The organism is Streptomyces lunalinharesii (genome assembly GCF_039532155.1).
Classification (GTDB): Bacteria; Actinomycetota; Actinomycetes; order Streptomycetales; family Streptomycetaceae; genus Streptomyces; species Streptomyces lunalinharesii.
Map to the genome: position 1 here is coordinate 25,092 of NZ_BAAARK010000013.1, position 25,641 is coordinate 50,732.

At 72.8% G+C, this 25,641-nt stretch carries 27 protein-coding genes and 1 tRNA gene; 17 read left to right on the forward strand and 11 right to left on the reverse strand.

Features of this window, described 5'->3' with window-relative positions; genetic code table 11:
• Window positions 1-143 precede the first annotated feature (143 nt).
• Together ABD385_RS20670 and ABD385_RS20675 are read left to right on the forward strand one after the other, a co-directional pair.
• Window positions 144-1,127 (forward strand): aldo/keto reductase, encoded by a 984-nt coding sequence (locus ABD385_RS20670; protein WP_344578177.1) that lies wholly within the window; start codon window positions 144-146, stop codon window positions 1,125-1,127.
• Window positions 1,124-3,511, forward strand: a complete 2,388-nt coding sequence (locus ABD385_RS20675) for a helix-hairpin-helix domain-containing protein (RefSeq protein ID WP_344578178.1) — start codon at window positions 1,124-1,126, stop codon at window positions 3,509-3,511. The genes ABD385_RS20670 and ABD385_RS20675 overlap by 4 nt, the downstream gene beginning before the upstream one ends.
• 81 nt (window positions 3,512-3,592) lie before the next feature.
• Here ABD385_RS20675 and ABD385_RS20680 read toward each other — a convergent pair whose 3' ends face one another.
• The gene (locus ABD385_RS20680) at window positions 3,593-4,279 is read right to left on the reverse strand and encodes a hypothetical protein (RefSeq protein WP_344578180.1); all 687 of its coding nucleotides are present in this window, start codon (window positions 4,277-4,279) and stop codon (window positions 3,593-3,595) included.
• A gap of 47 nt (window positions 4,280-4,326) precedes the next feature.
• Between ABD385_RS20680 and ABD385_RS20685 the strand changes: the two genes are divergently transcribed.
• On the forward strand, window positions 4,327-4,515 hold the full coding sequence (locus tag ABD385_RS20685) for a DUF5703 family protein (RefSeq protein WP_018537156.1): 189 nt from the start codon (window positions 4,327-4,329) through the stop codon (window positions 4,513-4,515).
• 85 nt (window positions 4,516-4,600) lie between these two features.
• Here ABD385_RS20685 and ABD385_RS20690 read toward each other — a convergent pair whose 3' ends face one another.
• The 3 genes from ABD385_RS20690 to ABD385_RS20700 form a co-directional block, all read right to left on the reverse strand.
• Window positions 4,601-5,446 carry a chaplin gene (locus ABD385_RS20690; protein WP_344578183.1) on the reverse strand — a complete coding sequence of 282 codons (846 nt, stop codon included), beginning with the start codon at window positions 5,444-5,446 and terminating at the stop codon, window positions 4,601-4,603.
• 228 nt (window positions 5,447-5,674) lie between these two features.
• Window positions 5,675-5,908: a chaplin ChpH gene (chpH, locus tag ABD385_RS20695; RefSeq protein ID WP_344578186.1), complete on the reverse strand. Its 234-nt coding sequence runs from the start codon at window positions 5,906-5,908 to the stop codon at window positions 5,675-5,677.
• Window positions 5,909-6,241: 333 nt separating this feature from the next.
• Complete coding sequence (locus ABD385_RS20700; protein WP_344578189.1) at window positions 6,242-7,567, reverse strand: M20/M25/M40 family metallo-hydrolase; 1,326 nt, start codon at window positions 7,565-7,567, stop codon at window positions 6,242-6,244.
• Window positions 7,568-7,871: 304 nt separating this feature from the next.
• Between ABD385_RS20700 and ABD385_RS20705 the strand changes: the two genes are divergently transcribed.
• A tRNA-Leu gene (locus ABD385_RS20705) sits at window positions 7,872-7,959 on the forward strand.
• A gap of 88 nt (window positions 7,960-8,047) precedes the next feature.
• On the opposite strand, the gene ABD385_RS20710 is transcribed toward ABD385_RS20705, so the two are convergent.
• Window positions 8,048-9,025: a tyrosine-type recombinase/integrase gene (locus ABD385_RS20710; RefSeq protein ID WP_344578195.1), complete on the reverse strand. Its 978-nt coding sequence runs from the start codon at window positions 9,023-9,025 to the stop codon at window positions 8,048-8,050.
• Between ABD385_RS20710 and ABD385_RS20715 the strand changes: the two genes are divergently transcribed.
• Complete coding sequence (locus ABD385_RS20715; RefSeq protein WP_344578198.1) at window positions 9,024-9,644, forward strand: hypothetical protein; 621 nt, start codon at window positions 9,024-9,026, stop codon at window positions 9,642-9,644. The two genes, ABD385_RS20710 and ABD385_RS20715, sit on opposite strands and share 2 nt — an antisense overlap.
• A gap of 73 nt (window positions 9,645-9,717) precedes the next feature.
• Here ABD385_RS20715 and ABD385_RS20720 read toward each other — a convergent pair whose 3' ends face one another.
• From ABD385_RS20720 to ABD385_RS20730, 3 genes are all read right to left on the reverse strand, one after another.
• Entirely contained in the window at window positions 9,718-10,830 is a 1,113-nt protein-coding gene (locus ABD385_RS20720) for a radical SAM protein (protein WP_344578202.1), read from the reverse strand.
• Between the two features lie 24 nt (window positions 10,831-10,854).
• Window positions 10,855-11,394, reverse strand: a complete 540-nt coding sequence (locus ABD385_RS20725) for a class IV adenylate cyclase (protein WP_344578205.1) — start codon at window positions 11,392-11,394, stop codon at window positions 10,855-10,857.
• A 316-nt stretch (window positions 11,395-11,710) separates the two neighbouring features.
• Complete coding sequence (locus ABD385_RS20730) at window positions 11,711-11,935, reverse strand: hypothetical protein (protein ID WP_344578208.1); 225 nt, start codon at window positions 11,933-11,935, stop codon at window positions 11,711-11,713.
• Between the two features lie 192 nt (window positions 11,936-12,127).
• Here ABD385_RS20730 and ABD385_RS20735 point away from each other — a divergent pair, with 192 nt between their 5' ends.
• Complete coding sequence (locus ABD385_RS20735; RefSeq protein ID WP_344578514.1) at window positions 12,128-12,859, forward strand: XRE family transcriptional regulator; 732 nt, start codon at window positions 12,128-12,130, stop codon at window positions 12,857-12,859.
• A 355-nt stretch (window positions 12,860-13,214) separates the two neighbouring features.
• On the forward strand, window positions 13,215-13,898 hold the full coding sequence (locus ABD385_RS20740) for an HAD family hydrolase (protein ID WP_344578210.1): 684 nt from the start codon (window positions 13,215-13,217) through the stop codon (window positions 13,896-13,898).
• A gap of 269 nt (window positions 13,899-14,167) precedes the next feature.
• On the opposite strand, the gene ABD385_RS20745 is transcribed toward ABD385_RS20740, so the two are convergent.
• Entirely contained in the window at window positions 14,168-15,589 is a 1,422-nt protein-coding gene (locus tag ABD385_RS20745; RefSeq protein WP_344578213.1) for a cytochrome P450, read from the reverse strand.
• Between the two features lie 148 nt (window positions 15,590-15,737).
• Between ABD385_RS20745 and ABD385_RS20750 the strand changes: the two genes are divergently transcribed.
• Both ABD385_RS20750 and ABD385_RS20755 read left to right on the forward strand, forming a co-directional pair.
• Entirely contained in the window at window positions 15,738-16,145 is a 408-nt protein-coding gene (locus tag ABD385_RS20750; RefSeq protein ID WP_344578215.1) for a (2Fe-2S) ferredoxin domain-containing protein, read from the forward strand.
• Window positions 16,146-16,270: 125 nt separating this feature from the next.
• Complete coding sequence (locus ABD385_RS20755) at window positions 16,271-17,107, forward strand: winged helix-turn-helix transcriptional regulator (protein ID WP_344578218.1); 837 nt, start codon at window positions 16,271-16,273, stop codon at window positions 17,105-17,107.
• Window positions 17,108-17,165: 58 nt separating this feature from the next.
• Here ABD385_RS20755 and ABD385_RS20760 read toward each other — a convergent pair whose 3' ends face one another.
• Both ABD385_RS20760 and ABD385_RS20765 read right to left on the reverse strand, forming a co-directional pair.
• Window positions 17,166-18,452: an MFS transporter gene (locus tag ABD385_RS20760; protein ID WP_344578228.1), complete on the reverse strand. Its 1,287-nt coding sequence runs from the start codon at window positions 18,450-18,452 to the stop codon at window positions 17,166-17,168.
• A complete protein-coding gene (locus ABD385_RS20765) occupies window positions 18,449-19,120 on the reverse strand; it encodes a helix-turn-helix domain-containing protein (protein WP_425585443.1) in 672 nt (223 codons plus the stop codon). Before ABD385_RS20765 ends, ABD385_RS20760 begins: the two co-directional genes overlap by 4 nt.
• A 330-nt stretch (window positions 19,121-19,450) precedes the next feature.
• Between ABD385_RS20765 and ABD385_RS20770 the strand changes: the two genes are divergently transcribed.
• From ABD385_RS20770 to ABD385_RS20805, 8 genes are all read left to right on the forward strand, one after another.
• A complete protein-coding gene (locus tag ABD385_RS20770) occupies window positions 19,451-20,347 on the forward strand; it encodes a DMT family transporter (RefSeq protein WP_344578231.1) in 897 nt (298 codons plus the stop codon).
• Between the two features lie 141 nt (window positions 20,348-20,488).
• Window positions 20,489-21,142: a TetR/AcrR family transcriptional regulator gene (locus tag ABD385_RS20775; protein WP_344578234.1), complete on the forward strand. Its 654-nt coding sequence runs from the start codon at window positions 20,489-20,491 to the stop codon at window positions 21,140-21,142.
• Window positions 21,135-21,926, forward strand: coding sequence for a glucose 1-dehydrogenase (locus tag ABD385_RS20780; RefSeq protein ID WP_344578237.1), 792 nt, complete (start codon window positions 21,135-21,137; stop codon window positions 21,924-21,926). The genes ABD385_RS20775 and ABD385_RS20780 overlap by 8 nt, the downstream gene beginning before the upstream one ends.
• 65 nt (window positions 21,927-21,991) lie before the next feature.
• Entirely contained in the window at window positions 21,992-22,543 is a 552-nt protein-coding gene (locus tag ABD385_RS20785; protein WP_344578240.1) for an NUDIX domain-containing protein, read from the forward strand.
• A gap of 4 nt (window positions 22,544-22,547) precedes the next feature.
• On the forward strand, window positions 22,548-22,931 hold the full coding sequence (locus ABD385_RS20790) for a YidH family protein (RefSeq protein WP_344578242.1): 384 nt from the start codon (window positions 22,548-22,550) through the stop codon (window positions 22,929-22,931).
• 14 nt (window positions 22,932-22,945) lie between these two features.
• On the forward strand, window positions 22,946-23,311 hold the full coding sequence (locus ABD385_RS20795) for a DUF202 domain-containing protein (protein ID WP_344578245.1): 366 nt from the start codon (window positions 22,946-22,948) through the stop codon (window positions 23,309-23,311).
• Window positions 23,312-23,456: 145 nt separating this feature from the next.
• Window positions 23,457-24,410 (forward strand): MBL fold metallo-hydrolase, encoded by a 954-nt coding sequence (locus ABD385_RS20800; RefSeq protein ID WP_344578248.1) that lies wholly within the window; start codon window positions 23,457-23,459, stop codon window positions 24,408-24,410.
• Between the two features lie 179 nt (window positions 24,411-24,589).
• The gene (locus tag ABD385_RS20805; RefSeq protein ID WP_344578250.1) at window positions 24,590-25,639 is read left to right on the forward strand and encodes a phosphotransferase family protein; all 1,050 of its coding nucleotides are present in this window, start codon (window positions 24,590-24,592) and stop codon (window positions 25,637-25,639) included.
• The last annotated feature ends 2 nt before the right edge of the window (window positions 25,640-25,641 follow it).

Consider the following 25,641-nt stretch of genomic DNA (forward strand, 5'->3'; position numbering starts at 1 on the left):
ATCAGTAACGTCGCTGTTCCGGGGACTCTAGCGCGCGGGTGCGGGGGCCGTCATCGGTGGGCGGCGGCCGGTCCTGGAGCCGTCGCGGTGCCGTTGTCCACAGGTCCCCTGATCGTGCGGCACGGCGCGTAGTGTCTGGGCGCATGGAGCAAAGGCACCTCGGCCGCACGGGCCTGCGCGTGTCCCGCCTCGGGCTGGGCACCCTGAACTGGGCACGCGACACCGGCGAACAGGACGCCGCGGAGCAGCTCAAGACGTTCTGGGAGGCCGGCGGCACCCTCGTCGACACCGCCGACATCTACGCCGACGGCGGCGCCGAGTACCTCCTCGGCCGGCTGCTCCAGGGGCTGGTGCCGCGCCCCGACCTCGTCATCGCCACCAAGGCCGGCAGCGTCCTCGCCGCGGACCGCCGGGTCGACGGCTCGCGCCGCCACCTGCTCACCGCCCTGGACGCCTCCCTCGCCCGCCTGGGCACCGACTACGTGGACCTCTGGCAGCTGCACGCCTTCGATCCGCGCACCCCGCTGGAGGAGACCCTCCAGGCGCTCGACCTGGCGGTCACGACCGGCCGGGCGCGCTACGTGGGCCTGGCGAACTTCTCCGGCTGGCAGCTCGCCAAGGCCGCCACCTGGCAACTGGCCGCCCCCGACGTCCGCAACCGGCTGGCGAGCACGCAGATGGAGTACTCCCTCGTCCAGCGCGGCGTCGAGCGCGAAGTGCTGCCCGCCGCCCGGGACCTGGGCATCGGCGTGCTGCCCTCGTCCCCGCTCGGCCGCGGCGTGCTCACCGGCAAGTACCGCCACGCCACTCCCGCCGACTCCCGCGGCGCCTCGGACCACCTCGCGCCGTTCGTCGCGCCCTATTTGGACGACACCGCGAGCCGGGTCGTCGACGCGGTCGCCACGGCCGCCGACGGACTCGCCGTCACGCCCCTGCACGTCGCGCTCTCCTGGATCCGCGACCGCCCGGGCGTCACCGCCCCGCTCCTCGGCGCCCGCACCGCGCAGCAGCTCAGAGCCGCATTGTCAGTGGAGGCGCTTAGTCTTCCTGACGAGATCCGCCGGGCGCTGGACGATGTGTCGGCTCCGGTGCACCACTATCCCGACCACGACTGGAGCACGCTGTGAGTACCGACCGCGCCGGCGACAACCCGCCCGAGCAGGAGGCTGCCGCGCCCGGTGACCAGGCGGTCGGCACGGCCGGCAACGCGGCCGGCGCCGAGGGCGCCCCCCAGTCCGGCCCCGCCGCCTCGGTGGCGGCGCTGGCGGCGGCGGTGCGGGCCGTGGAGAGCGGAGAGCGCTCCGCCGCGTCGTTCTTCGCCGAGGCCCCGCGGGCCGGCAAGCCCGCCGCACCCGCCGCCCGCCCCGCGACCGGCGGGACGGAAGGCCCGGGCCCGGCCGGGCAGTCGACCCCGGCGGGCCCGGCTCCCGCGGCCACCGCCCCGCACCCCGCCGGGCCACCGCCCGCCCCGACCCGTCCGACCGCACCCGAGCCCGCCGCCCGGGACGCCGCGCCCGCTCCCGCGCTCCCCCCGGCCCGCCCCGCCGTCGCCCCGGCCCCCGGCATCGAGGGCGTGCGGCAGGTGCTCGCGGCCGGCGGCGCCCCCGAAGCGCTCGCGCAGCGGGCCGCGGAGACGCTCGGCCAGCAGGCCGCCGAGGCACTGACCGAGGATCCCTGGCAGCTGCTCGCGGTCCCCGGCGTCCGCCCCGAGCAGGCCGACGGCTTCGCCCGGGCCCTGCTCGGCGCCGCCTGCGGACCGGGCGACGAGCGGCGCGCCCAGGCACTGATCGGCTGGTTGCTGGAGCAGGCCGCCCTCGCCGGCCACTCCGCCCTGGAGGCGTCCGCGCTGCGCACCGCCCTCGCCCAGCGCGCCGTACCCGACCCGGACGAGGCCCTGCAGGGCGCCATCGCGGACGGCGCGGTGCTGGTCTTCCAGGACGCGCTGGAGACCCCGGGCCGCGCCCGGGCCGCCGCGGACGACGACGAGGAGCAGCCGGTCCGCGTCCTGCTCGGCCTGGACCGGCTCGCGATGGCCGAGGAGAGCGTCGCCGACGGCCTGGCCCGGCTGCTGAACACCTTCGAACGGCCGGCGGACGAGCCGACGACCCCCGTGCCGGGCGCCACCACCGACGCCGCCGAGGCCGGCACCAACGCCGACGCCGACGCCGACGCCACGGCGCCCCAGGACACCGCGACCGAGGACGGCCCCGGAGCCGCCACCCCGGAGGACGGCGCGGCGGACGACACGGCGGACACCCGCGTCCGCCCCTCCGCCGGCGCCTGGGCGGCCGTCGCGACGGCCGCCCCGTCGGCCTCCGCCGCCGAGCTGATCCAGACCGTCGCCTCCAGCGGCCTGACGACGCACACCGGCGGCGAGGCGGCCCGCGCCGAACCCGCCGCGCTGATCACCGCGGCCCGCGCCCTCGGGCTGCGGGCGCTCGGCGCGACCCACACCGCGGACGGCCGCCGACGGCTGGCCGCGCACCTCGCCGAGGCCGCGGCGGACGGCGCCGCCGACGAGCCGGCCGGGGCGGACGCCGCGGTGACCGTCGCCGGCCTGCTGTCCGGCCAGGAGGGCCCGGGCCGGGACGCCGACGGCGCGCTCGCCCTCGACCTCCTCGTGGTGCTGGACGCCCCGCAGCTCGACCTGGACACCGCCGCCGTGCTCGTCGAGTCGCTGTCCGACGGGACGCGCCTGGTGCTCAGCGGCGACCCAGGCGGCCTGTGGTCCGCCGGCCCCGGCCGGCTCTTCCAGGACGTCCTGCAGTCCCGCTTCTGCCCCCAGGTCGCTTCCCGCACCCCGGACTTCGGCCCGATCGGCGAGCTGGTGTCGGGCATCGGCGTCGGCGAGTTCGACGCGGTCGAGGCGCCCGGCAAGGAGGTGGTGACGGTCCCGGTCCGCGACGCCGGCGAGGCGGTGCACCGCACCGTCCAGCTGGTCGCCGACTCGGTGCCCCGGGCGCTGGGCATCCCCGCCGACCAGACGCAGGTCATCACCGTCGGCCACGGCGGCGCCGCCGGCACCCGCGCGCTGAACGCCGCGCTCAAGGAGCGCCTCAACCCGGGCCCCGGCCGGTTCGGCGGCTTCGACTCCGGCGACCGCGTGGCCTACGCCCCGGCCCTGGGCCGGACGCTGACCGGCACGGTCACCGGCGCCGACGCCGAGGGCCTGCGCCTCGACTGCGAGGGCACCGCCGTGGTCGTCCCCCGCGAGGAGGTGGAGTCGGGCGCCGTCCGGCACGGTTGGGCGCTCACCGCCCACCAGGCGGCCGGCTCGCGCTGGCCCGCCGCGGTCGTGGTGCTGCCCGGCGACGCCGCCGGCGGACTGACCCGCGCCTGGGTCCACACCGCCTTCAGCCGCGGCGAGCAGCACCTGTCGGTGGTCCAGGGCGTGGACCAGGCGCTCGCCCGGGCGGTCGCCGAACTGCCCCACAAGGAGCGGACCACCCGGCTGCGGACGCTGCTGCGGTCGCAGGCCGAGGAGCAGACGGCGGACCCGACGGCGGGCTGACCGCACGCACCCCGAGCAGCGAAGGGCCCGCGGGGCGACGGCACACCGGCCGTCCGTCCCGCGGGCCCGCCGCGCCGCGCCTCACCGGGTCCGGTCGGCCGGCTCCAGGAGGTCGTCCTCGTCATCGTCGTCGTCGAGTTCCTCGTCGAAGACCGAGCTGACGTCGAAGCGGCACACCACCCGCTGCGGATCCGCGTGGTCGAACGGCGCGGCGAGCCACTCCCCCGGCTCCGCCGGTTCGTCCGCGGCCGCCACCCACAGCGTGGAGTCGCCCTCCTCCAGGCCGAACTCCCGGTGCCGGGAGGCGATCTCGTCCGGTTCGTACTCACCGAAGAGCACCCCCAGCGCGGCGTGGACGCTGCTGCCGACCACCGCGGCGGCGTCGGCGGCGCGGCCGGTCGCGTCGCTGGCGGCGTCCGGGTCCAGCGCCGCGATGCGCTGTGCCTGATGCAGCAGGCGCTGCGGCTTCGCGACGGTGTAGTCGCGCCGGATGAGCACGCTCAGCGCGCTCGGCTCCTCGGGGCCCGCGTAGGCGGGCAGGGCGTCGTTCCCGGGGATCTCGAAGGGGGTGACCTCGTCGTAGGCGTCGTAGAGCAGCTCGTCATAGGCCTCAGCGGCCGCGGCGACTTCGTCGAACGCGGCGTAGACGGCCGGGTCCTCCGGCCCCGAGCGGCGCTCGACCGCGTCGAGGTGACGGTCCAGCGCGGCTTTGACCGCCTCAGCGGCGGCACGTACCTCGGCAGCGGAAGGCTGCGCAGCATCAGACATAGTGCAGACGCTATCCGTACCGGGGCCGGTCCCGCACAATAGATGCGATGCCGGAATACGAATTCTGCGATGTGTACGTGCCTCGGGGCGTCTCCCGCAAGGCCGCCACCCGCCTGCTGACCGACCACGCCGAGTACGGACACTGGGAGTTGGACCGACTTCGTCTCAATCCCGACGGCAGCCGTCGGGTGCGGCTGCGCCGCCGGATCATCCGACAGCTCCGCGCCACCTGGTGAGTGCCGAGAGCGCGTGATCGCAGCAGAGCGGGCCCCGATCAGGTACGGGGCCCGCTCCGTCGTGCTGTCACACGGGGGTCGCCGCTCAGCTACGGGCGGTGCGCGCCCGCCGGTAGAGGACGGCGCCGCCGAGCAGCAGGCCGGCACTGGCCGGGATCGCGTACCCGAGGGCCCCGGCGCCGGTGTGCGCCAGTTGCTCCCCGTGCTCCGGCGTCACCATCCGGGCGTGCGGAGCACCGGCGGTCTGCGTCCGCACGCCCGGGACGTCCGGCGTCTGCGGGGTGGACGACCGCGGCTCGTGCGGGCTGCCGGGCTGGTGCGGCGTCCCCGGCTGGTGCGGGGTACCCGGGTGACCGGGAGTACCGGGGGTACCCGGGGTACCGGGCTCCGACGGCTGGCCGGGGTGCGAAGGGTGCCCCGGGTGGGACGGGTGCCCGGGCTGTGACGGGTGTCCGGGGTGGTGCGGGCGTCCCGGGCCCGACGGTGCGGTGTTGGCGCAGTCGTTACCGAAGGACGGGTTGAGCGCGCCGACCACGTCGACGCTGTTGCCGCACACGTTGACCGGAACGTCGATCGGCGCCTGGACGGTGTTGCCGGACGCGACGCCGGGCGAACCCTGCGCCCCGCCCACGGCGGTCGCCCCGCCGTGCCCACCGGACGTCCCCCGGTGCGTGCCCCCCTGGTCGTGCGCCCGCCCGTGGCCGCTGGCGTGCCGACCGCCGGAGCCGTTCGCGCAGTGGTTGCCGAACGCCGGGTTGAGCACGCCGACCACGTCGACGGTGTTGCCGCACACGTTGACCGGGACGTCGATCGGGGCCTGGACGGTGTTGCCCGACCCGACCCCCGGCGAATGTGCCGTACCGCCCGCGGCGTTGGAGTCCGCTTGGGCGTATCCGGCGGCCATGGCGAGCATGCCGCCTGCGGCCGCCATGGTGATCAGGCCTTTTCGTGCGACCTGCCTCATAGTCTTCCCCTGCCTTGTGCCTTACAGGAATGCGGCGGGTGGCGGCCGGCGGAGGTGAGCGTCACGCTCCGCGGACCGCCTCAGGTGGAGGATGCACCCGGCCGCGAAAATGCCCAGCGGCTCCGGAATGCCGCAAGGACATTCCGGAGCCGGACCGGGCCGGCCCTCAACGGGCCGGAGTTGTCATCGGTAACGTCAGCCGTTCAGGCAGGTGTTGCCGAAGGCCGGGTTCAGCAGGCCGATCACGGAGATCGTGTTGCCGCACGCGTTGACGGGAATGTGCACCGGGACCTGGACGACGTTGCCGGAGACCACACCCGGGGAGTGCACCGCAGCACCCTGGGCGCCGGAATCGGCAACGGCCAGGCCGGCACCCGCGATGACGACTCCACCGGCGATCGCGGCAGCGGCGACGACCTTCTTGATCATGGTTCCTCCTAGTAGGCAATGCGGTCCCAGCCGCGGACCGCAGTCTGATCAACGAAGGCCGTGGCGTTGAAGCTACGAACACATCGCGGCATTCACCCTTTTCAGCGAAGCCACTGCGAAAGGCAGGAAGTTCACCTCGACTTCACACTCTTCGCCCGGCGCCGTGCGGGCCGGCTCCCGGCCCGCACGACCTCGCAAGGAAGCCGCCGACCGCTGCGCACGCGGACGCGCGACCCACCGTCGACGTCGCCGCCGGCCGCACGCGCGCCCGCACACCCCTCCCCCGGCCGAACGTGCTTTCCTCTCCGTCCGGCGCGCTGCGGTGCGCCGCGCTCAGCTCTGCTCGATGAACCGGTCGAGCACCCGCACCCCGAACTTCAGCCCGTCCACCGGCACCCGCTCGTCCACCCCGTGGAACATCCCGGCGAAGTCCAGCTCCGGCGGCAGCTTCAGGGGGGCGAACCCGAACCCGCGGATGCCCAGGTCGTCGAAGGACTTGGCGTCGGTCCCCGCGGAGAGCATGTACGGCACGGCCCGGGCGATCGGGTCCTCGGCCTGGAGCGCCGACTGCATCGCGTCCACCAGGGCGCCGTCGAACGTGGTCTCCAGCGCCTTGTCCGCGTGGATGTCCTCGCGCTTGACCCGCGGCCCGAGGATCCGGTCCAGGTCCGCCAGGAACTCCTCCTCGTACCCGGGCAGGAAGCGGCCGTCGACGTGGGCGGTGGCCTCGCCCGGAATCACGTTGATCTTGTAACCGGCGCCCAGCTGCGTGGGGTTGGCGGTGTTCCGCAGCGACGCGCCGATCAGCTTGGCGATGCCGCCGAGCTTGGCCAGCGTGGCGTCCATGTTCTCCGGGTCCAGCTCGGTGCCCAGCGCGTCCCCGAGCTCGTCCAGGAAGGCCCGCAGCGTCTTGGTCACCCGCACCGGGAACTCGTGCCGGCCCAACCTCCCCACGGCCTCGGACAGTTCGGTGATGGCGTTGTCCCGGTGGATCATCGAACCGTGCCCGGCCGAGCCGGCCACGGTCAGCTTCATCCAGTGCATGCCCTTCTGGGCCGTCTCCACCAGGTACAGCCGCAGGTTCTCGTTGACGGTGAAGGAGAACCCGCCGACCTCGCTGATCGCCTCGGTCACCCCCTCGAACAACTCGGGGTGGTGGTCGACGAGGTACCGCGCGCCGTAGGTGCCGCCGGCCTCCTCGTCCGCGAGGAACGCCAGCACGATGTCCCGCGGCGGCTTGCGGCCCGTGCGCAGCCGGTCCCGCACGACGGCGAGCGTCATCGCGTCCATGTCCTTCATGTCGACCGCGCCGCGGCCCCACACGCACCCGTCGGCGATCTCCCCGGAGAACGGGTGGTGGGTCCAGTCGTCGGCGTTGGCCGGCACCACGTCGGTGTGCCCGTGGATCAGCAGGGCCGGCCGCGACCGGTCCGCGCCCTCGATCCGCGCGACGGTCGACGCCCGGCCCTTGTGCGACTCGAAGATCTGCGGCTCCAGGCCGACCTCGGCGAGCTTCTCCGCGACGTACTCGGCGGCGACGCGCTCCCCCGGTCCCGAGTGGTCCCCGTAGTTGCTGGTGTCCATCCTGATCAGGTCCCGACAGAGGTCGACCACCTCGTCCTCACCGGTGACCGTGCGGGACGGCTGCGCCTCGCTCATGCCGAAACCTCGCTTCGTCCGGCCCCGCATGCACGGGCCTCGCACCTCTCCGTCGTTCGCTCGCGGAGCTGGCTCACACTGCCTCCTGTTGGTTCACGGCCGCGGCGGCGTCCGAGGGCACCCCGCGGCGGGGTCCACCGCCATCCTCCACCCCGCACCCGCTCCGCCCAAGGCCGCAATGTCCCCGACATGCCCTGGTCACAGCCGCGCGGCGGCCCCGGACCGGGGGTGATCGACCACCCCTGAACGTTTGCTATTGTTTTCCTCGTCGGAACGGCCCGGAGGTCGCAACGACAGACACCTTGTCCGGGTGGCGGAATGGCAGACGCGCTAGCTTGAGGTGCTAGTGCCCTTTATCGGGCGTGGGGGTTCAAGTCCCCCCTCGGACACCAGCTGAGACCCCTGTCCATCAGGGGTTTTCTGCTTTTCTGGGCAGTGGCGTGACCAACCACGTGACCAACGGCCCAGAGATTCCCCAGGTCAGACCAGGGATGACAGGCCGAGCCTGTTGGCTCCGGAGGCGGCGAGCTTCCGGGCTCCGTTCTTCCTGCTGTGGCCGTAGCGGGCCATGGTGTAGCCCGGCGAGTGATGCCGGACGTTGGCGGAGACCTCTACGGGGTTCTCCCCGGCCTCCAGATCGTTAGTGACCTTGCTGTGCCTCCAGTCGTGGATCCGGAAGTCATCCGGCAGGTGCAACCGGTTCCGGAGAGTCCGCCACCGTGCCGAGACCTTCTCGGGGTCCTGCGGGCCGCCCGCTTCGCCCCGGTAGAGCTTGAAGCCGTCACGGGCGAACACGAGGTCATGATCCGTCCAGACCGCCCCGAGATGTTCCCGCTCGACTTCCTTTCGCGCTCTCTGCCACTTGAGGACGTTCATCACGGACTGGTCCACGTAGATCAAGGCGTTGGCGTCGCCGTCTTTGGTGAGCTTCCGCAGCCGGTAGGCGTTGCCTTCCTCGACCACGACCCAGCCCAGTTCGATGGAGCCCTCATCCCAGTTGATGAGGGACCACTTCATTCCCAGGGCTTCACTGCGCCGCACTCCGGTGGCGGCGTAGACGGTCCACAGCGGAGCATCCCGCAGGCAGTGATGGGTCAGGCCACCGTCACAGGCCCGGTTGCCGCGCGGCTCCCACACCGAGGACAGGAACCGGGTGGTCCCGCCGTCGTCGAGGGTGGGGAAGTCGCGTTCCTGGGCCCGGATCTCCCGACCCGTGGGCGGGTTGGCGGTGGCGGCCGGATTGCTCGGTATCAGCTTGGGCACGGCCGCACCGAGCGCGCCGGACAGGATGTTGTGCACGTGCCGCACGGACTTGGCCCCCAAGGGCTTGCCCTTGTTGGTCGGGCACGGCGCCGACTCCAGCATCCGGTACAGGTCATTCAACGTGTCGTCGGTGATCTCGTTCAGCTTCTTGTCACCGATGTGCGGTTTGATGTGGGCCACCGCCCGCCCCCGCATGATCGCTCTCTCCGAGGACGCCCGTCCGATGTGGAGGATCGTGCGCCGGTACGCCCGCATCCTGGGAGAGACCCTGCCCGAGGGGCAGGCCGTGTTCATCGAGCGGACCGCAGAACAGACACTCAGGGTTGCGGCATGCCTGGCCGCCTCCGAATGCTCCGACATGGTCACGGATGGGATGTTGTCGGCCGCGTTCTCCCTGGTGCGCCGCTCAGTGCGGGACGCCGTGAGCATCACGGGAATGGGCGACAGCTTGTCGCCGATTCGCAAGCGGCAGCCGCTCAGCCTGGCGGAGAAAGTCCGCACCCGGATCGAGATGCACGGCGGCCGGGCCACGTCCTCTCAGATCCTTCCGTACGTAGGAGCGACCGCAGCAGAGGTCAAGGCACTGCCCGATATCTTCGTAACCGTCGACCGGTCCGGGAAGACCGGCCGCCCGGCCACCGTTTTCACGCTCCGCAGTGACCGTTCCGAGGACTCCCAGCCGGGCGTCCCGGCGCGGGTGGTGAAGCGCGCCTCGGTTGTCCAACTTGCCGCCTGTCCAACGGCATCCGAGCAGGCCCCGGTGGAGCGGGTAGAGAGCATGGGCGCTTCCAATCCCTTCGTCGCTCTCCTCTAGCACCTCATCGAAGCAATGAAAGCCCCCGCGATACGGGGGCTTTCATTGCTTGCTTCCACAGTTCGAGCGGTGCTTACGCCGCTTCCTGTATCTGAGACCTGTGGTCAATCCGCAGGCGCAGCAATTCTTGATCCCGTAGGTAGCGCACCTCGTCGCGCATCTTGCTCATGACGAACTCTCCGAGGGTGACGCAGAGGTCCATTCTTTGGATGCACACCCCCACCATAAAAGGACCGTTGTGCGCTCGATACAAGCGGATTCCGTAGTACCCCTCTTCACAGTCGACACCGTTGTTGAAGCGGCATCCGTCGCAGGTCTCCGGCAGTCGTACCGGCCGAATCGATTTGGCGTAGAGCGTTCGGCCGTCGGGTAGCCGGTAGCGGGTGCGCTGATCCGAGGTGCCGGCCGTGAAGACGTGACGTACAGGCACCGCTCCAAGGGTGTTCAGCACCTCCCTCATCGCGGCGAGGGAGGCGCCACCGTCTTCAAGGTTGACCAGCATCCGGACCACGACGCTGCGGCCGTATTCCTCGATGACTCGCAGAACCCTGGAGGCGTGGCTGATGTCAGGGACAACCAGGTTGGCTGAGACCTTCACGCCGCTCTTCAGTGCAGAGTCGATGGTGTCGTGCAGTGCTGCGATCTTCCGCTCCGCGAGCTTCACCGAACCCAAGCGTGGCGCCTGGGCGGCGGCGAGTTCATCCGCCGTGGTTCCGAACACGGAAAGGTTGATGCGGTCGAGCCCCGCCTTCGCGCAGTCCTCCAGGACGGCGGCACCGTTCTCACCGTTGGAGGTGAGTCCGACAGTCAGGCCCAGTTGACGCGCCCTGGCCACGAGGTCAGGAAGCCTCGGGTGGAGTGTGGGCTCCCCACCGGTGAAGTGAACCTCGTTGGTCTCTATCGCACCTCGCATGGCCGCCAGGGCCAAGGCGAAGTCGGCGTCCGGCTCGATCCGAGCGGGAAGGAAGTCCGCCCCGTTGGTGCGCAGGTAGATGGAGACACGCCCTGTCTTGCCGGGCGCACCGGTGAATTCCTGCGGCCGCCGTCCGATGTTGTCGGTGGCGACCGGTGTTCCTTCGTTGTGGCAGAACCCGCAGGCCAACCCGCAGGCGTCGATGATCTTCACTCGTATTGTGCGGTCCGGCACCACGGAGACGGGTAGGCCGGCTAAGTCATCCTGGTTCACAGCATTCCTCCCACGGGGGTGGGCCTAGTCAGGGAATCGCAGTTCCTTGATCTGCTCAAGATCGATGCCGTACTGGGCATAGATCCCGATGGTGTTCACGGCGGTGAGGCCGTCCGGGGCCAGGCCGAGCATCTTGAACGTGGCCGTGACGTCCTCGACGCTGTCGCCCTCGATCTCCAAATACGGTGGAATGAGCGGCCATTCATCGATCTCAAGGCGCACTCCGTCCAGGACGTATGAGGTCCGACGGTTCTCTTGATACGCCTTCGCGGTGAAGCCCATGAGCTGCAAGAGCGTGTTCGTGTCCTCGAAGCTGGAGACGGTCACTTCCTCCTCGTGTGTGCCGTCGATCGCGTCGGAGGTGATGTGCTTGACGCAGAGCGTGACCTCGGAACCGGTGTGCCGCAGCCTGATCCAGCGCCCCTGCTCACCGGGGACCACGTCGTACACATACCTCCGCATCAAGCGGTCCGCGACGTGTACGCCGCCACGCTGCTTGATCGTCGTGGTGATGGCTTCAACGTCGATGTTCAACGCCCTGGCCTCGAACTCGGTGGAACCCATGGAGTGCTCGTCTCTGTCGGGTGGATGTCGCTGAGGAGCCTAGTTCTTCAACACGCCCGAAAATGTGCACGATTGAGGCCTATGGCACATCGTCTGGCAGCGTTGCATCCCGCGCCCCTCCGGGCGATTGATCGGCCGGGGAGCGGGAACTCACTGGCGTCCTAGGCGAGCCGTCCGGTAGCTGCCACGATCAGGAAGGCGACGCAGCCGCCCCACACCATGACGGCCAGGATTCCGCCCCAGAACCAACCATCACAGGACACCCGCAGTCCCCGTAACGACGTAAGCCTCGTGGGCGCGTGGCGGCCTCTGCTCATCACCGCGCCGCCCTGAGAATCCTCGTCAGCTTCCGGGCGGTGCCGATGTTGATGCGGCCGGTGTCGATCAGGTGGGTAAGCGCTCCGTCCTCACCCAAGGGCTTCGGGTCAAGCCGCAGGCTGGGGAACGGCACCCCTGCTGCCTTCGCGGCCGTCCTCAGGTCGGCAACCGCCTCTTGGGCGGCCTGGGTGGGGGTTCGGTTTTCTGACGCGGGCTCAATCATGCAATCTCCCTGCCTCGACGCTGGGTTCGTTGAGCATCGGGCATCCGGGAGGGGCGGCGCGGCGACCGTCAAGGCGTCAGTTCGGCGTCATTTGTTTGCCGAAACGCGAGACCAATTGTCACCTTGCGTCCTACCGTCGGAGGCGTGGGTGAACCGAACACGATCCTTCACGCTGTCAGAGTCAGCCTGCGCATGTCTCAGGACGAGTTGGCCCAGGCCATACGCGAAGATGGGCGGGAGCATGGCGAGCCGAACTACTGTGCCAAACGGAACGTGCAGCGCTGGGAGTCCGGAGACGTCCGGATGCCTCGGAAGATCTACATCAGATCACTGGAGCGCGTAACGGGCCTGCCCATCGAGGCCCTAGGGTTCGCGACACCGGTCTTCGGCACTCGGGCGGCGGCCCAGGCGCCTGCCAATGGGCAGGAATCGGCACGTGGAGAGGTGGTAGAGATGGGAGCCACATCAGCCCCAGGAGGTGCTGTCCCCATGACCAAGCACAACGATCACGGCACCCTGTCGGGCATCTGGCTTTCCCGGTACGAGTACCACTCGTCGGGGCGAGGGGCTGACTTCACCGGCGAACATTTCGTTGTGGTCATCCAGCACCGCAACAAACTCACGGTGCGGTCCCTGCCGGAAGCGTCCTCCAATCCCGACTCTCCGCTGACCATGGACCTGACCGTGGACGGAAACGTGGTGACGGGCTCGTGGCGCGAGGAGACGGCCGGCGACGGGTACTACGCCGGGGCGGTCTATCACGGGGCTCTGCAACTGCTCCTCGAACCGACCGGGCGCAAGATGACCGGGAAGTGGGTCGGGTTCGGCAAGGACTTCGATGTGAACACCGGGCCTTGGGAACTGACCTTCAAGGACGCATCCACTTCGAAGGCCGCGATGGACCGCTACAACCATCGGCCTTGACCCCTGTCTTTCTCGGTTGGCTACGTGACCAACGCATGACCAACAGCGGTCCGAAACAGCCTGAAACAGCGGAAAAGCATGACCAGCAGGGACTGTCAACTCTGCGGCGATTCCCGCGCATCGCCGCAGGTCACATAGCCAATGGGCTGGTGCCCGAGGCGAGAGTTCAAGTCCCCCCTCGGACACCACATGGCACGCAGGCCCTGGATCTTCGGATCCGGGGTCTGTTGTCGTTTTGGGGTCCTCCCTCGCGTCTTCGGGGGCTGGGGCGTGGTGGCTGCCGGCCGTGCGGAATTTCCGGTGCGGGGGTGCGGGGTGGTGCGTAGGGTGCCCCCGTTCTTGGTCGGCGAGAGGGGTGGGTGTGGTGTTGATCTTTGATGCGGACGACACGTTGTGGGAGAACAACGTGATCTTCGAGCGGGTAATCGACGAGTTCACGGGGTGGCTGGCGGGGCCGGGGTTGGACCGGGCGGCGGTGCGGGCCGTGCTCGACGGGATCGAGGCGGCGAACGCGGTGACGCTGGGGTACGGGAGCACGGTGTTCCTGCGGAGCCTCGGGGAGTGCCTGGAGCGGGTGCGGGGGCGGGCGGCCACCGCGGCGGAGCGGACCCGGATCGCGGCGTGGGAGGCGGCGTTCGCGGGCGAGCACGTGGAGTTGATGCCGGGGGTGGCCGAGACGTTGGCGGAGCTGGCGGGGCGGCACGAGTTGCTGCTGCTGACCAAGGGGGATCAGGAAGAGCAGCAGCGGAAGGTGACCGCTTCGGGGCTGACCGGGCACTTCCGCGGGGTGCACATCGTGCCGGAGAAGGACGTCGCCACGTACGAGGAGCTGACGCGGGCCTACGGGTTGGTGCCGGAGCGGACGTGGATGATCGGGAACTCGCCGAAGTCGGACATCCTGCCGGCCCGGTCGGCGGGGTTGAACGCGGTGTTCATCCCGCACGTCCACACCTGGGTGCTGGAGCACGAGGAGGTGGACCCGGACGATGCGAAGGTGCTGCGGTTGGCGGAGTTCGGGGAGTTGGTGCGGCACTTCTAGGGCGCGGCCGGGTCGGGCGGTCGTGGGTCCGGCGGCGGGTGCAGACGACGGCCGCGGTGGGGGTGGCGGCGGGCTGTGACGTGTGGGGCTCCTGGGAGGTGTGCGCGGGCGCGGTGTTTTGCGGGCCTCGGACGGGCAACGGCCTTCTCCTGTCGGGTGGGAGTCCCGCCGGGCGGTGCCCGGCGGGGTGGACGGAGAGGGCCGTGGGGGCCGGCGGGCGAGGACGCCCACGCGAGTTCCGGTGCGCGGGTGCGTCCTCGCCCGGGCCGTCAGACGGCGCGCAGACGCACCCGGGCCGGGCCGGTCGCCTGGAGGGTGATGCCGGCGGCGACCGGCACGTCCTGGTCGACGGCCGTCAGCTCGTGGGAGCGCAGCAGGGTCGCCAGCGCCAGCACGGACTCCAGCATGGAGAAGTGCTGGCCGATGCAGGCGCGCGGGCCGCCGCCGAACGGGAACCAGGCGTAGCGGTGGCGCTCGGCCTCGCGTTCGGGGGCGAAGCGGTCCGGGTCGAACCGCTCGGGGTCCTCCCACAGGCCCGGGTGGCGGTGGGTGACCCACGGGGCGACGACGACGTCGGCGCCGGCCGGGAGGCGGTGGCCGGCGACCTCGGTGGCCTCGACGGCGCGGCGGCCCACCACGGCGGCCGCCGGGTAGAGCCGCATGGCCTCCTTGAACGCCTGGGTGAGGCGCGGCAGTCGGTCCAGGTCGGCGGCGGTGGGCGTGCGGTCGCCGAGGACGCGGGTGAGTTCGGCGCGGATCCGGGTCTGCTCGGCGGGGTGCCGGGCGAGCAGGTGGAGGGCGAAGGCCATGGAGGTGGCGGTGGTCTCGTGGCCGGCCAGGAGGAAGATCAGGACCTGTTCGCGGACCTCGGTGGCGTCGAGGGTGCCGTCCTCCTCGTTGCCGGCCGTGACGAGCAGGGAGAGCAGGTCGTTGTGGTCCGCGGCCGGGGCGGCGGCGGCCGTCCGGCGTTCGGCGATGATCCGGTCGCACAGCGCGTTGAGTTCGGTGGTGACCTTGCGGTGGTTGAGGTTCCTGGGGGTGGGCCAGTCGCGGGGGACCTTCAGGGGGGTGTAGGCGCGCCGGACCACGTAGTCGTTGATGACGGGGGCGCAGCGGTGGATGGTTTCCACCGCGGCCTCGACGTCGAGGCCGAAGAGGATCCGGGCGACGGTGCGCAGGGCGAGCCGGTTCATCTCGGCGACGAGGTCGACCACGTCGTCCTCACCGGACCGCCAGCGGGCGGTGACGGCGTCGGCCTCGGTGGTCACGGCCGCGGCGTAGCCGTCGACCCGGCGCTTGGTGAACAGCGGTTGCACCAGCCGTCGCTGTCGGAGGTAGTCGTCGTCCTGGCTGGTGAGCAGGCCGTTGCCGAACGACTGGCGGACCTCTTCGTAGAGCGGGTGGTCCTTGCGGAAGTTGGCGGCCTGGGTGCCGAGCACCTGCTGGACGCCCTCGGGCGCGAAGACGGCGTAGAAGACGCTGCGCAGTCCGGGCGGGCCGGCCTCCAGCCGGACCACATCGCCGTGTTCGCGCTGGGCCTTCAAGAAGGCGCCCAGGGAGTCGCGGCGGAGGTCGAGCAGCGAGCCGATCACGGGGAGGCCCGCGGGGCCGGGTATCGCGTCCGGAGCGGGCGGCCGGGCGGCCCGCTCGGAGTCGGGGCCGGCCGGAGTCGGTGAATTGGTCAGGGACATGCTCCGATTCCTATCCAGGAACGGGCCTGGCAATGTCGCGCACGGCCGTGGTGTGGGCGACGAAGGGGGCCGGGGCGGCGCCCGGGGGTGGAGGGACCGGTGGCCGGGGGCCGACGGGTGGTGCGGGGCCGGCACGTAGCATGGCCGGATGATCGAAAAGCGGGCCGGACGGGCGGGGCGGGCCACCGCGCAACAGTGCCGGGTGACCGTCTGCCGCGGCTGCTGCTGCGGGGACGCGGCGAAGATCCCGGGGGTCGACCACGCCGGGCAGATACCCCGGCTGCGGGCGGCGCTGGACGGGGCGGCGCCGGTCCGGGCCTCGGAGTGCCTGGACGTCTGCGACCAGGCGAACGTGGTCGTGGTGCAGCCCTCGCCGGCCGGCCGGGCGGCAGGCGGCCGACCGGTGTGGCTGGGGCTGGTCAACGACGACGACGCGCTGGCCGACATCGCCGCCTGGATACAGGCCGGCGGGCCGGGCCTCGCCGAGCCGCCCGGCGTCCTGGACCTGTACGCGCTGACGGTGTCCCGCCGGGTGCGGGAACAGCTGGAGAAGTAGCCGGCGCCCCGGGCCGGGGCCGGTCCCGGCGCGCGGCGGCGCGCGGGCGGGTGTTGGCTGGAGTCATGAGCCCTCGCCTGATGACGCGCCCCCGAGCGCGCCGCCCGGGTCCGGCGGGCTGAGCCGTGCACCGCGCGCCGCCGGCTCCCCCGGCCGGCTCCCCCGGGCCGCCGCACCGCGTCCTGGTCGTCGCGGACGACCCGGCCGTCGCCACGGCGGTCACCGCCGCGCTCGCCGGCGCCGGCCACACCACCGCGTACGCCACCGACGGCTTCACCGCACTCGCACTGGCCGCCGACTTCCACCCGCACGCCGTGGTGCTCGACCCGGCGCTGCCGGGCATCGAGGCGCTGCACCTGCGCCGCCGGTTGCGGCGCGGCGGCGACGGGGTGTCCGTCCTGCTGGTGCCGTTGACCGGGGCCGCGGGAACGGCGGCGGACGCCGCGGGACGTGCCGGGGCCGGGCCGGCGCGGGGGTCGGTGGCGCGGGTGACGGCGGCGCTGCACCGGGCCGACCGGGCGACCCCGACCGCCGGTGCGGCGGTGCTGCGGGCCGGTGACCTGAGCGCGGACTCCAGGACCGGACGGGCCGCCCGGGCCGGCCGCGAACTTGCCCTCTCCTCCCACGAGTTCGCGCTGTTGGCGTTCTTGATGCGGCACCCCGGGCGGGTCTTCTCCCGGGAACAGTTGCTCCGGCAGGTGTGGGGGCGGGACTTCGGCGATCTGTCGACGGTGGCGGCGCGGGTGGCGCGGCTGCGCGCGGAGGTGGACCGGGAGCCGGCCGCGGCGCGGCTGCTGACGGAGGTGTGGGGCGCCGGCTACCGCTTCGATCCCGGGGGCGGCGAGGTGGTGGGGGTGCCCGAGGGCGTGCTGGTCGGTGCGCCGGTTCCGAGGGGCGGTGCGCCGGTTCCGAGGGGCGGTGCGCCGCGGGACGTGCGGGAGGGCCGGCGGCGGTCCGGGTGAGGCCCCTCGGCGGGGCGGCGCGGTCAGGCCGTCGCGGACCGGGCGGCCCGCGGGGCGGTCAGGAGCGGGCGAGCAGGTCGGCGTCGGGGCCGTCGGTGTCCCGTGCCGAGTGGCGGGACGGCAGGTCGCGGGCGGTGCGGACCGGGGAGGCGACGAGGATCAGGGCGGCCAGTGGCACGCCGGCGGTGGTGATCCACAGGGCCGGGCGGACGCCCAGCGCCGCGCCCAGCGCGCCTCCGAGCAGCGCGCCGAGGGGCAGCGTGCCGTAGTTGAGGAAGGCGGCGCTGGCGGTGATCCGGCCGAGCAGCGCGGGCGGGCAGTACGCCTGCTGGAAGCCCGCCTTGAGGACGTTGCCGCCGACCACGCCCGCCGAGACCCCGAAGCTGCCGACCACGAACAGCGCGGCGCCGGGCCCGGCGGTGGCGAGCGGGATCAGCAACGCCAGTACGGGCAGGCCGAGTTCGAAGACCAGGGTGGCCCGGGCGGTGCCGATCCGGGCGGCGACCCGACGGACGGCGAAGGCGCCCGCGATGCCGCCGGTGCCGGCCACCGCCAGCAGGGTGCCGACGGTGCCGGGCGACAGTCCGACCTCGCGGACCAGGAAGACCGGCAGGATCGACTGATATCCCATCAGGGACAGGTTGGAGGCGGCGCCGAAGAGCGTCAGCGTGCGCAGCCAGACATCCCCGGACACCCACCGCAGCCCCTCGGCGACCTCGGCGCGCAGGGACCGCGGGGCGCGCGCGCCGGCGTCGGCCGGGCGCGGCTCCCGGTGCCGGATGCCCCCCAGGCACAGCAGGGAGACCAGGAACGTGGCCGCGTTGGCCAGCAACCCGTTGGCGGCGCCGGCGAGTTGCACCAGGAAGCCGCCCGCGCCCTGCCCGGCGAGCTGCGCGGCCGAGGCGCTGCCGTGCAGTTTGGCGTTGCCCTCGGCCTGGTCGGCGGGGGCGAGGAGGCCGGGGAGGTAGGCGCTGTACGCGGTCTGGAAGACGACCGCCGCGGCGCCGCTCAGCAGGGCCGCGCCGGTCAACAGGGCGAGGCTGAGCCCGCCGCACCAGGCGATGACCGGGACGGCGGCGAACACCAGCGTCGAGAGTGCGGCGGCGCCCACCATCAGCGGGCGGCGGCGCACCCGGTCCACCCAGACCCCGACCGGTAGCCCGATCAGCAGCCAGGGCAGCCAGCCGCAGGCACCCAGCACGCCGACCGAGAAGGTGTCCGCGCCCAGCGCGGCGACGGCGGTCAGCGGCATCGCCACGCCGGTGACCGCGGCGCCGAACTTCCCCGCGCTCTCGCCGCACCAGAGCAGCCGGAAGTCCCGGTGCCGCCGCAGCAGGCCGCTCACGACCCGGTCCGCCCGTCGCCCCCGGGCCGGCCCGGACCGGGCCTGCGGGGGAAGGACTGGAGCTGGACGATGACGGGCCGCGCGGCCGACGCCTCGGGAGCCGCGGACGCCGCGCGGTCCGGTTCGGCGCGCTCGGCGGCGGCCCGGTGCCGGAGCACGACCTGTTCCAACTCCCGGTTCATGGCCGCGAGTTGGTCGGGCGTCAGGGTCAGGTCGTGCCACTGCGCGACCATGCCGGCGTCCTTCCACTGCGGCCCCCAGTCCTCGGCGAGGTAGCCGGTGACCTGTTGGAAGTGCTGCTGGACGAGTTCGTGGACGTAGAGCGACAGCGGGCCGCGGGCGTCCGGGTCGTCGCGGAAGTCGGTGGTGTTCAGCTGACGGGAGACCGGCACCGCCCGCCACCAGCGCTCGCGCTTGGTGCCGCGGCCGGTCTCCTCCTCGATGAAGTCGTGGTCGGCGAGGTGGCGGAGGTGCCAGCTGACCGTGCCGGTGTTCTCGCCGAGCCGGCGGGCCAGGCCGGTGGCGGTGTCCGGACCGTCGAGGGTGAGGAGTTCCAGGATGCGCATCCGCAGCGGATGGGCGAGGCCGCGCAGGCTGCGGGCGTCCATCCGGCGGGTGGGGCGGGGCGCGGGGGGCGGCTCTTCGGGGCGCGCGTCGTCGTCGGTCATGGCGCCAGCGTAGAGATGCAGAGAGTTCTCTGCATAGGTTTCTCTGCAAACGAGTCTCTGCAAACGAGTCTCTGCAAACGAGTCTCTGCACATGAGTCGCTGCACATGAGTCTCCGCAAGGGGCGGAGCGGTGGCGGGTCGACGCGCGTCGGGGGAAGCGGGCCGGGGATGCGGGCCGGCCGGCGCAGCGGACGGGGGCGCCGCCCGGACGACCACCGGTGGTACAGACGGGTACGCGCGAGAATGGCGGGGTCGAGGGACGCGTTTCGGCCATCGCGGCTGACTATCCTCGGGCGCATCCCCCGCCCCGCGCGATACGAGGTGTGCGACGTGACGGTGATCCTGCTCGCCCTTGCCGCGGCATGCTGTCTGGGCACCGGGTTCGTCTTCCAGCAGCTCGCGGCCCAGCACGCCCCGCCGCAGGACTACCTCTCCTTCCGGCTGCTGCTCGACCTGGTCCGGATGCCCCGGTGGGTGGCCGGCATCGCGCTGATGGTGGCGGGGATGGCGCTGGGCGCGGTGGCGCTGGGGATGGGGGACATCACCCTCGTCGAACCGTTGATGGCGACCAACCTGCTGTTCGCGATGGCGCTGGCGCGGCGGGTCTCCCGGCAGCGGCTGGGCCGCAGCGGGTGGGCCGGCCTGTTCCTGCTGGCGGGCGGAGTGACCGCGTTCATCGTGGCCGGGCAACCGCACGGCGGGCACAACAGCGAGGTGGGCCAGCTGGCCCAGTGGCTGATCATGGGCGGGGTGCTGGCCACCGCCCTGGTGCTGGCGGCGGTCGCCAAACGGGAGCGGGTGCACGTCAGCCTGGAGGCCGCGCTCCTCGGCGTGGCGGCGGGGCTGCTCTACGGCCTCCAGGACGCGCTGACCCGGATCAGCGGGCTGCGGTTCACCGCGGGCGGCTGGCACGCACTCCTGACGAGTTGGCAGCCGTACGCGATCGTGGTGCTGGGGGTGGTGGCACTGGTGCTGGTGCAGAGCGCCTTCGAGTCGGCGCCGCTGCGGATGTCGCTGCCGGCGCTGACCGCCGCCCAGCCGCTGGCCGGAATCCTGTGCGGGGTGGGCTTCCTGGGCGACCAGCTCCGGGTGACGACCGGAGCGCTGGCCTTCCAGGCGGCCGGCATCGCCGCGGTGGTGGCGGGGATCGTCCTGATCGGCAGCCATCCGGCCATGCCGCCAGGGGCCGGGCCCGGCAGCGCCGCGCAGGAGTGCCCGCCGCGCTGAGACGCCGCGGCCGCCCCGCCCCGACGGCCGCGCCGGACGGCACGGCTTCCCGTCCCGCCCGAGGGCCCGCCGACACGCCCGTCGAAGAACTTCCGACGCCCCCTTCGCGGTTTATTAATGTCCAGCATTAGAATCGGGAACATGCCCAGGACATCAGGCCCCGAGACCCGGGAGAAGCTGATCCGCGCCGCCGAGGAAGTCTTCGCGGCGCAAGGCGTGGACGGTGCGCAGATCCGCGACATCGTCACGCTGGCCGGCCAGAGCAATCCGTCGGCGGTGCAGTACCACTTCGGCTCCCGGGCCGGACTGCTGGACGCCGTCATGGCCGGCCGACTGGCCCGTACGGAGGCGGCCCTGGCGCCGCTGCTGGCCGCGGCCGCGGACGACGGACCGGCGCTGCGGGAGTTGATCGCGCTGCTGGTGACCGCCGAGGCCACCGAGTTGCGCAGCGACCGGGGCCGGCGCTGCCTGCGGATCTCCGCGCAGCTCAGCCACGAGAGCGGGGTCCGCACCCGGGTCCCGCACCCGACCCTCGCCGGCACCGCGTACTGGCGGCTGATCTGCCGGGTCGAGGAGGCGCTGGCCGCCGCCGGACTGCCGGAGGCGGTGCGGCTGGAGCGGCTGGACCTCGCGCTGACGTTGATCGGCGCGGCGATGGCCGACCGGGCCCGGCACTACCTGGACGGTGCCGCATCCCTGACGGGCGAGGAACTGTTCCTCGCCGATCTCACCGGGACGACGACCGCGTTCCTGCTCGCCGCCGCCCCGCGAACCGAAGGAGTTCCCCATGAGTGAGCCCATCCAGGCGGCCCCCGCCGCGGACCTGAGCGGCAAGACCGTCATCCTCACCGGCGCGGCCCGCGGGCTGGGCGCCGCGGCCGCCGAGCAGGCCGTCGCGGCCGGCGCCAACGTCGTGATCACCGACGTCCTGAAGGAGGAGGGCGCCGCGACCGCGGCCCGCCTGGGCGAGCGGGCCCGCTTCCTGACCCACGACGTGACCTCCGAGGAGGACTGGCAGCGGGTCGCGGACTTCGCGGTGGCGGAGTTCGGCGGGATCGACGGGCTGGTGAACAACGCCGGGATATCGACCGGTGCACCGCTGGAGACGGTCTCCGTCGACTTCTTCCGCAAGGTCCTCGACGTCAACCTCACCGGCGTCTTCATCGGCATGAAGACCGTGCAGCCGGCGATGAAGGAGCGCGGCGCCGGGTCGATCGTGAACATCTCCTCCGCGGCCGGGCTGATGGGCCTGGCGATGACCGGCGGCTACGGCGCGTCGAAGTGGGGCGTCCGCGGTCTGACCAAGATCGGCGCGGTCGAGTGGGGCACCGCCCGGGTCCGGGTGAACTCCGTGCACCCCGGCATGACCTACACCCCGATGACCGCCCAGGTCGGCATCCAGGTGGGCGAGGGCAACTACCCCAACACCCCGATGGGCCGGGTCGGTGAGGCCCACGAGATCGCCGGTGCGGTGGTCTTCCTGCTCTCCGACGCCGCCTCGTACATCACCGGCGCCGAACTTGCGGTGGACGGCGGCTGGACCACCGGCCCGACCGTGAAGTACGTCATGGGGCAGTGAGCCGGCGACCCGTGGCGGCGCGCCCCGGCAGGTGCGCGGGCCGCCACGGGTGGTTCCATGGCCCCATGACCGATCACCCACCGCACACCGCGCACACGCCGCTCGACGCGGACGAAGTCCTCGATGTCGTCGACGAACAGGACCGGGTCGTGGGGCAGGCCCCGCGGGCGGAGACCTACGCCCGCCGCCTGCGCACCCGGTGCGCGTTCGTCCTGGTCCGGGACGCCGAAGACCGGGTGTTCGTGCACCGGCGGACGCCGCAGAAGCTGGTGTTCCCCTCGCACTACGACATGTTCGTGGGCGGGGTGGTGGGCACCGGCGAGACGTACGACGAGGCGGCGTTGCGGGAGGCCGAGGAGGAACTGGGGGTGTCCGGACTGCCCTGTCCGGAGCCGCTGTTCCGCTTCCTGTACGAGACCCCCGAGCACACCTGGTGGTCGGCGGTCTACCAGGTGCGCTGCACGCTGCCGGTGGCGCCCCAGGAGTCGGAGATCGACTGGCACGCCTTCCTGCCGGAGGAGGAGTTGGCCCGGCAGTTGGACGTCTGGTCGTGGACCCCGGACGGGCTGGCCGCGTACCGGGAACTGCTCGCCCGGCAGGCGGCCGGGGAGGTCTGATCCGATGCGCCCCGGGCTCCGGCTGTGGTTCTTCCCGGAGCGGGTGCGCGAGGAGGGCAGCACGCCCGACTACCGCTCCTCGCTCGCCAACGAACGCACCTTCCTCGCCTGGCTGCGCACCGGACTGGCGCTGATCGGCGGGGGCTTCGCGGTCGACCAGTTCCTGCCCCGGCTGCACGGCAGCCTGCGGCTCGCCTTCACCGTCGTCCTGCTGGTCGGCGGGGCGCTGTGCGCGCTGCGGGCGGTCAACCACTGGGTGCGCTGCGAGCGCGCGATGCGGCGCGGCGAGGACCTGCCGCTCTCCCGCTTCCCCACCGTGTTGGCGCTGTGCGTCGCAGGGCTCGCGGTGGCGGTGGTGGCGCTGACGCTGCTCGGGCGGACCGACTGACGGGGGCCGGGGCGGTGGGCGCACCCGGGGAAGCCGGGCGGGGCGGCGGGACACCGCCGCCGGCCGCGGACCGGGACCCTGGACTCCAGCCGGAGCGGACCCGGCTGGCGTGGCGGCGGACGGTGCTGTCGGCCGCCGTGGCGGCGGTGCTGGCCGGCCGGCAGGTGCTGCGCGGTGGCGCGCCGGGCCCGGTCGAAGCGGTGCTCATGGTGCTGGTGGCGCTGCTGTGGTGGGCGTTCGCGGTCGTCGCGCACCGCCGGATGCGGGCGCTGACGGTCGGCCGCCCGGCCGCCCTGGCGCCGCGCCCGGCCCTGCTGGTGGCCGGCTGCACGGTCGCACTCGCGGTGTGCGGAGCGGCACTGCTGGCGCCGGGACGGTGAGGTCGGGCCCGAAGGTACCGTTACGAGTGCCGCGCGGCAGACGGATCGTCACGGCGGGGCCGCGCGGCACCAGGCCGGCGCCGGTCCCGACCGGCGGCCGCGACGTCCGCGCGGGACCGAGCCACCCCCCACCCGAAAGCGGGACATGACGGACCACCAGCAGGCTCCCGAGACCGCCGCCGACACCGACGGCGGCCTCCCCGAGCCCTACCTCACCGAACTCGCCCCGGGCGTGCACGCGTTCATCCAGCCGGACGGCGGCTGGTGCCTGAACAACGCGGGCTTCGTCACCGACGGCACCGCCACCCTGGTCGTGGACACCGCCGCCACCGAAGCCCGGGCCCGGCTGCTGCGCCGCCGGATCGCGGAGAGCGGCGCGCCCACCCCGCGGACCCTCGTCAACACCCACCACCACGGCGACCACACCTACGGCAACGGCGTGTTCCCCGAGGCGACGGTCATCGGACACGCGGCCTGCCGCCGGGAGTTGCTGGCCGCCGGCCACCAACTGCACGCGGTGTGGCCCGAGGTGCCGTACGGCGACATCGTCCTGACCCCGCCCGAGGTCACCTTCGAGGACCGGCTGACGGTGCACGCCGGCGGCGTCGAGGTGCAGCTGATCCACCCGGGGGTGGCGCACACGCCCGGCGACGCCATCGTCTGGCTGCCGCAGCAGCGGGTGGTGTTCACCGGGGACCTGATCTTCAACGGGGGCACCCCGTTCCTCTTCATGGGCTCGCTGACCGGATCGCTGCGGGCGATCGAGGTGCTGCGGTCGCTGGGCGCGGAGACGGTCGTGCCCGGACACGGGCCGGTGGCCGGACCGGAGGTCTACGACGAGGTCGAACGGTACCTGCGGTTCGTGGCGGAGCTGGCCAGCGCCGGGCGGGCGGCCGGGCGGACGCCACTGGAGGTGGCCCGGGAGGCGGAGCTGGGCGCGTTCGCGGAGCTGAAGGAGCGCGAGCGGCTGGTGGCCAACCTCCTGCGGGCGTACGCGGAGCTGGACGGGGCAGCGCCGGGTGCGCCGCTGGACGCGGTGGCCGGGTTCGGGGCGATGGCGGAGTTCAACGGCGGGGTGGCGCCGGCCTGCCACGCCTGAGCCGGCCGGGGCGGGCGCGGGGTGGGCGCGGGGTGGGCTCGGGGTGGCGCAAACGCATCGGGTGACCGACGCCCCACGGACGGACACTGGACGCCATACCGACTAGTCGGCATGATCAGGCGGGACGGGCCCGCCGGCCCTGGACCGTCCGACCGTCCACTCCGTACGGAGGAAGCACGATGAGCAACGGCACCCCGCCCCCGCCGGCCGCCGGACAGGCGCCCCCCGGCCTCGATCCGGAGCGCCTGCGGGCGCACCTGGACCGGGAGCGGCCGGGCCTGGTCTCCGGGCCGCTCGGCGCGCAGCTCATCGAGGGCGGGCGCTCCAACCTCACCTACCGGGTCACCGACGGCACCGCCTCCTGGGTGGTCCGCCGCCCGCCGCTCGGCCACGTGCTGGCCACCGCGCACGACATGCGGCGCGAGCACCGGGTGATCAGCGCGCTGCACGACACCGCGGTGCCGGTGCCCGAGGCGCTGCTGCTGTGCACGGACGAGTCCGTCATCGGCGCGCCGTTCTACGTGATGGAGCTGGTGGCCGGCACCCCGTACCGGACCGTGGAACAGCTGGCCCCGCTCGGGCCGGAGCGGACCCGGGCGGTGGTGCTGTCCCTCGTCGACACGCTGGTGGAGCTGCACGCGGTGGATCCGGCGGCGGCCGGACTGGGCGACTTCGGGCGCCCGGACGGCTTCCTGGAGCGCCAGTTGCGGCGCTGGGGCAAGCAGCTGGCGGCCTCCAAGAACCGCGACCTGCCCGGCATCGACGCGCTCCACGAGGCGCTGGGCCGGGCGCTGCCCGCCTCCCCCGCGCCGACCGTGGTGCACGGCGACTACCGGCTGGACAACGTCCTGGTGGGCGCCGGCGACACCATCACCGCGGTGCTGGACTGGGAGATGTCCACGCTGGGCGACCCGTTGACCGACCTCGGGCTGCTGGCGATGTACTGCACCGACCTGGGCCTGCCCGGATCGCCGGTCAGCACCACCAGCGGCGCACCGGGCCACCCCGACCCGGACGAGCTGATCGCCCGCTACGCCGAGCGCTCCGGCCGGGACGTCGGACGGATCGCCTGGTACACCGCGTTCGCGTGGTTCAAGCTCGCCGTGATCCTCGAAGGCATCCACTACCGCTACACGCTGGGCCAGACGGTCGGCGCGGGCTTCGACCGGATCGGCGAGCTGGTGCCCGTCTTCATCGACCGCGGACTGACCACCCTCAAGGAAGGCTGAGG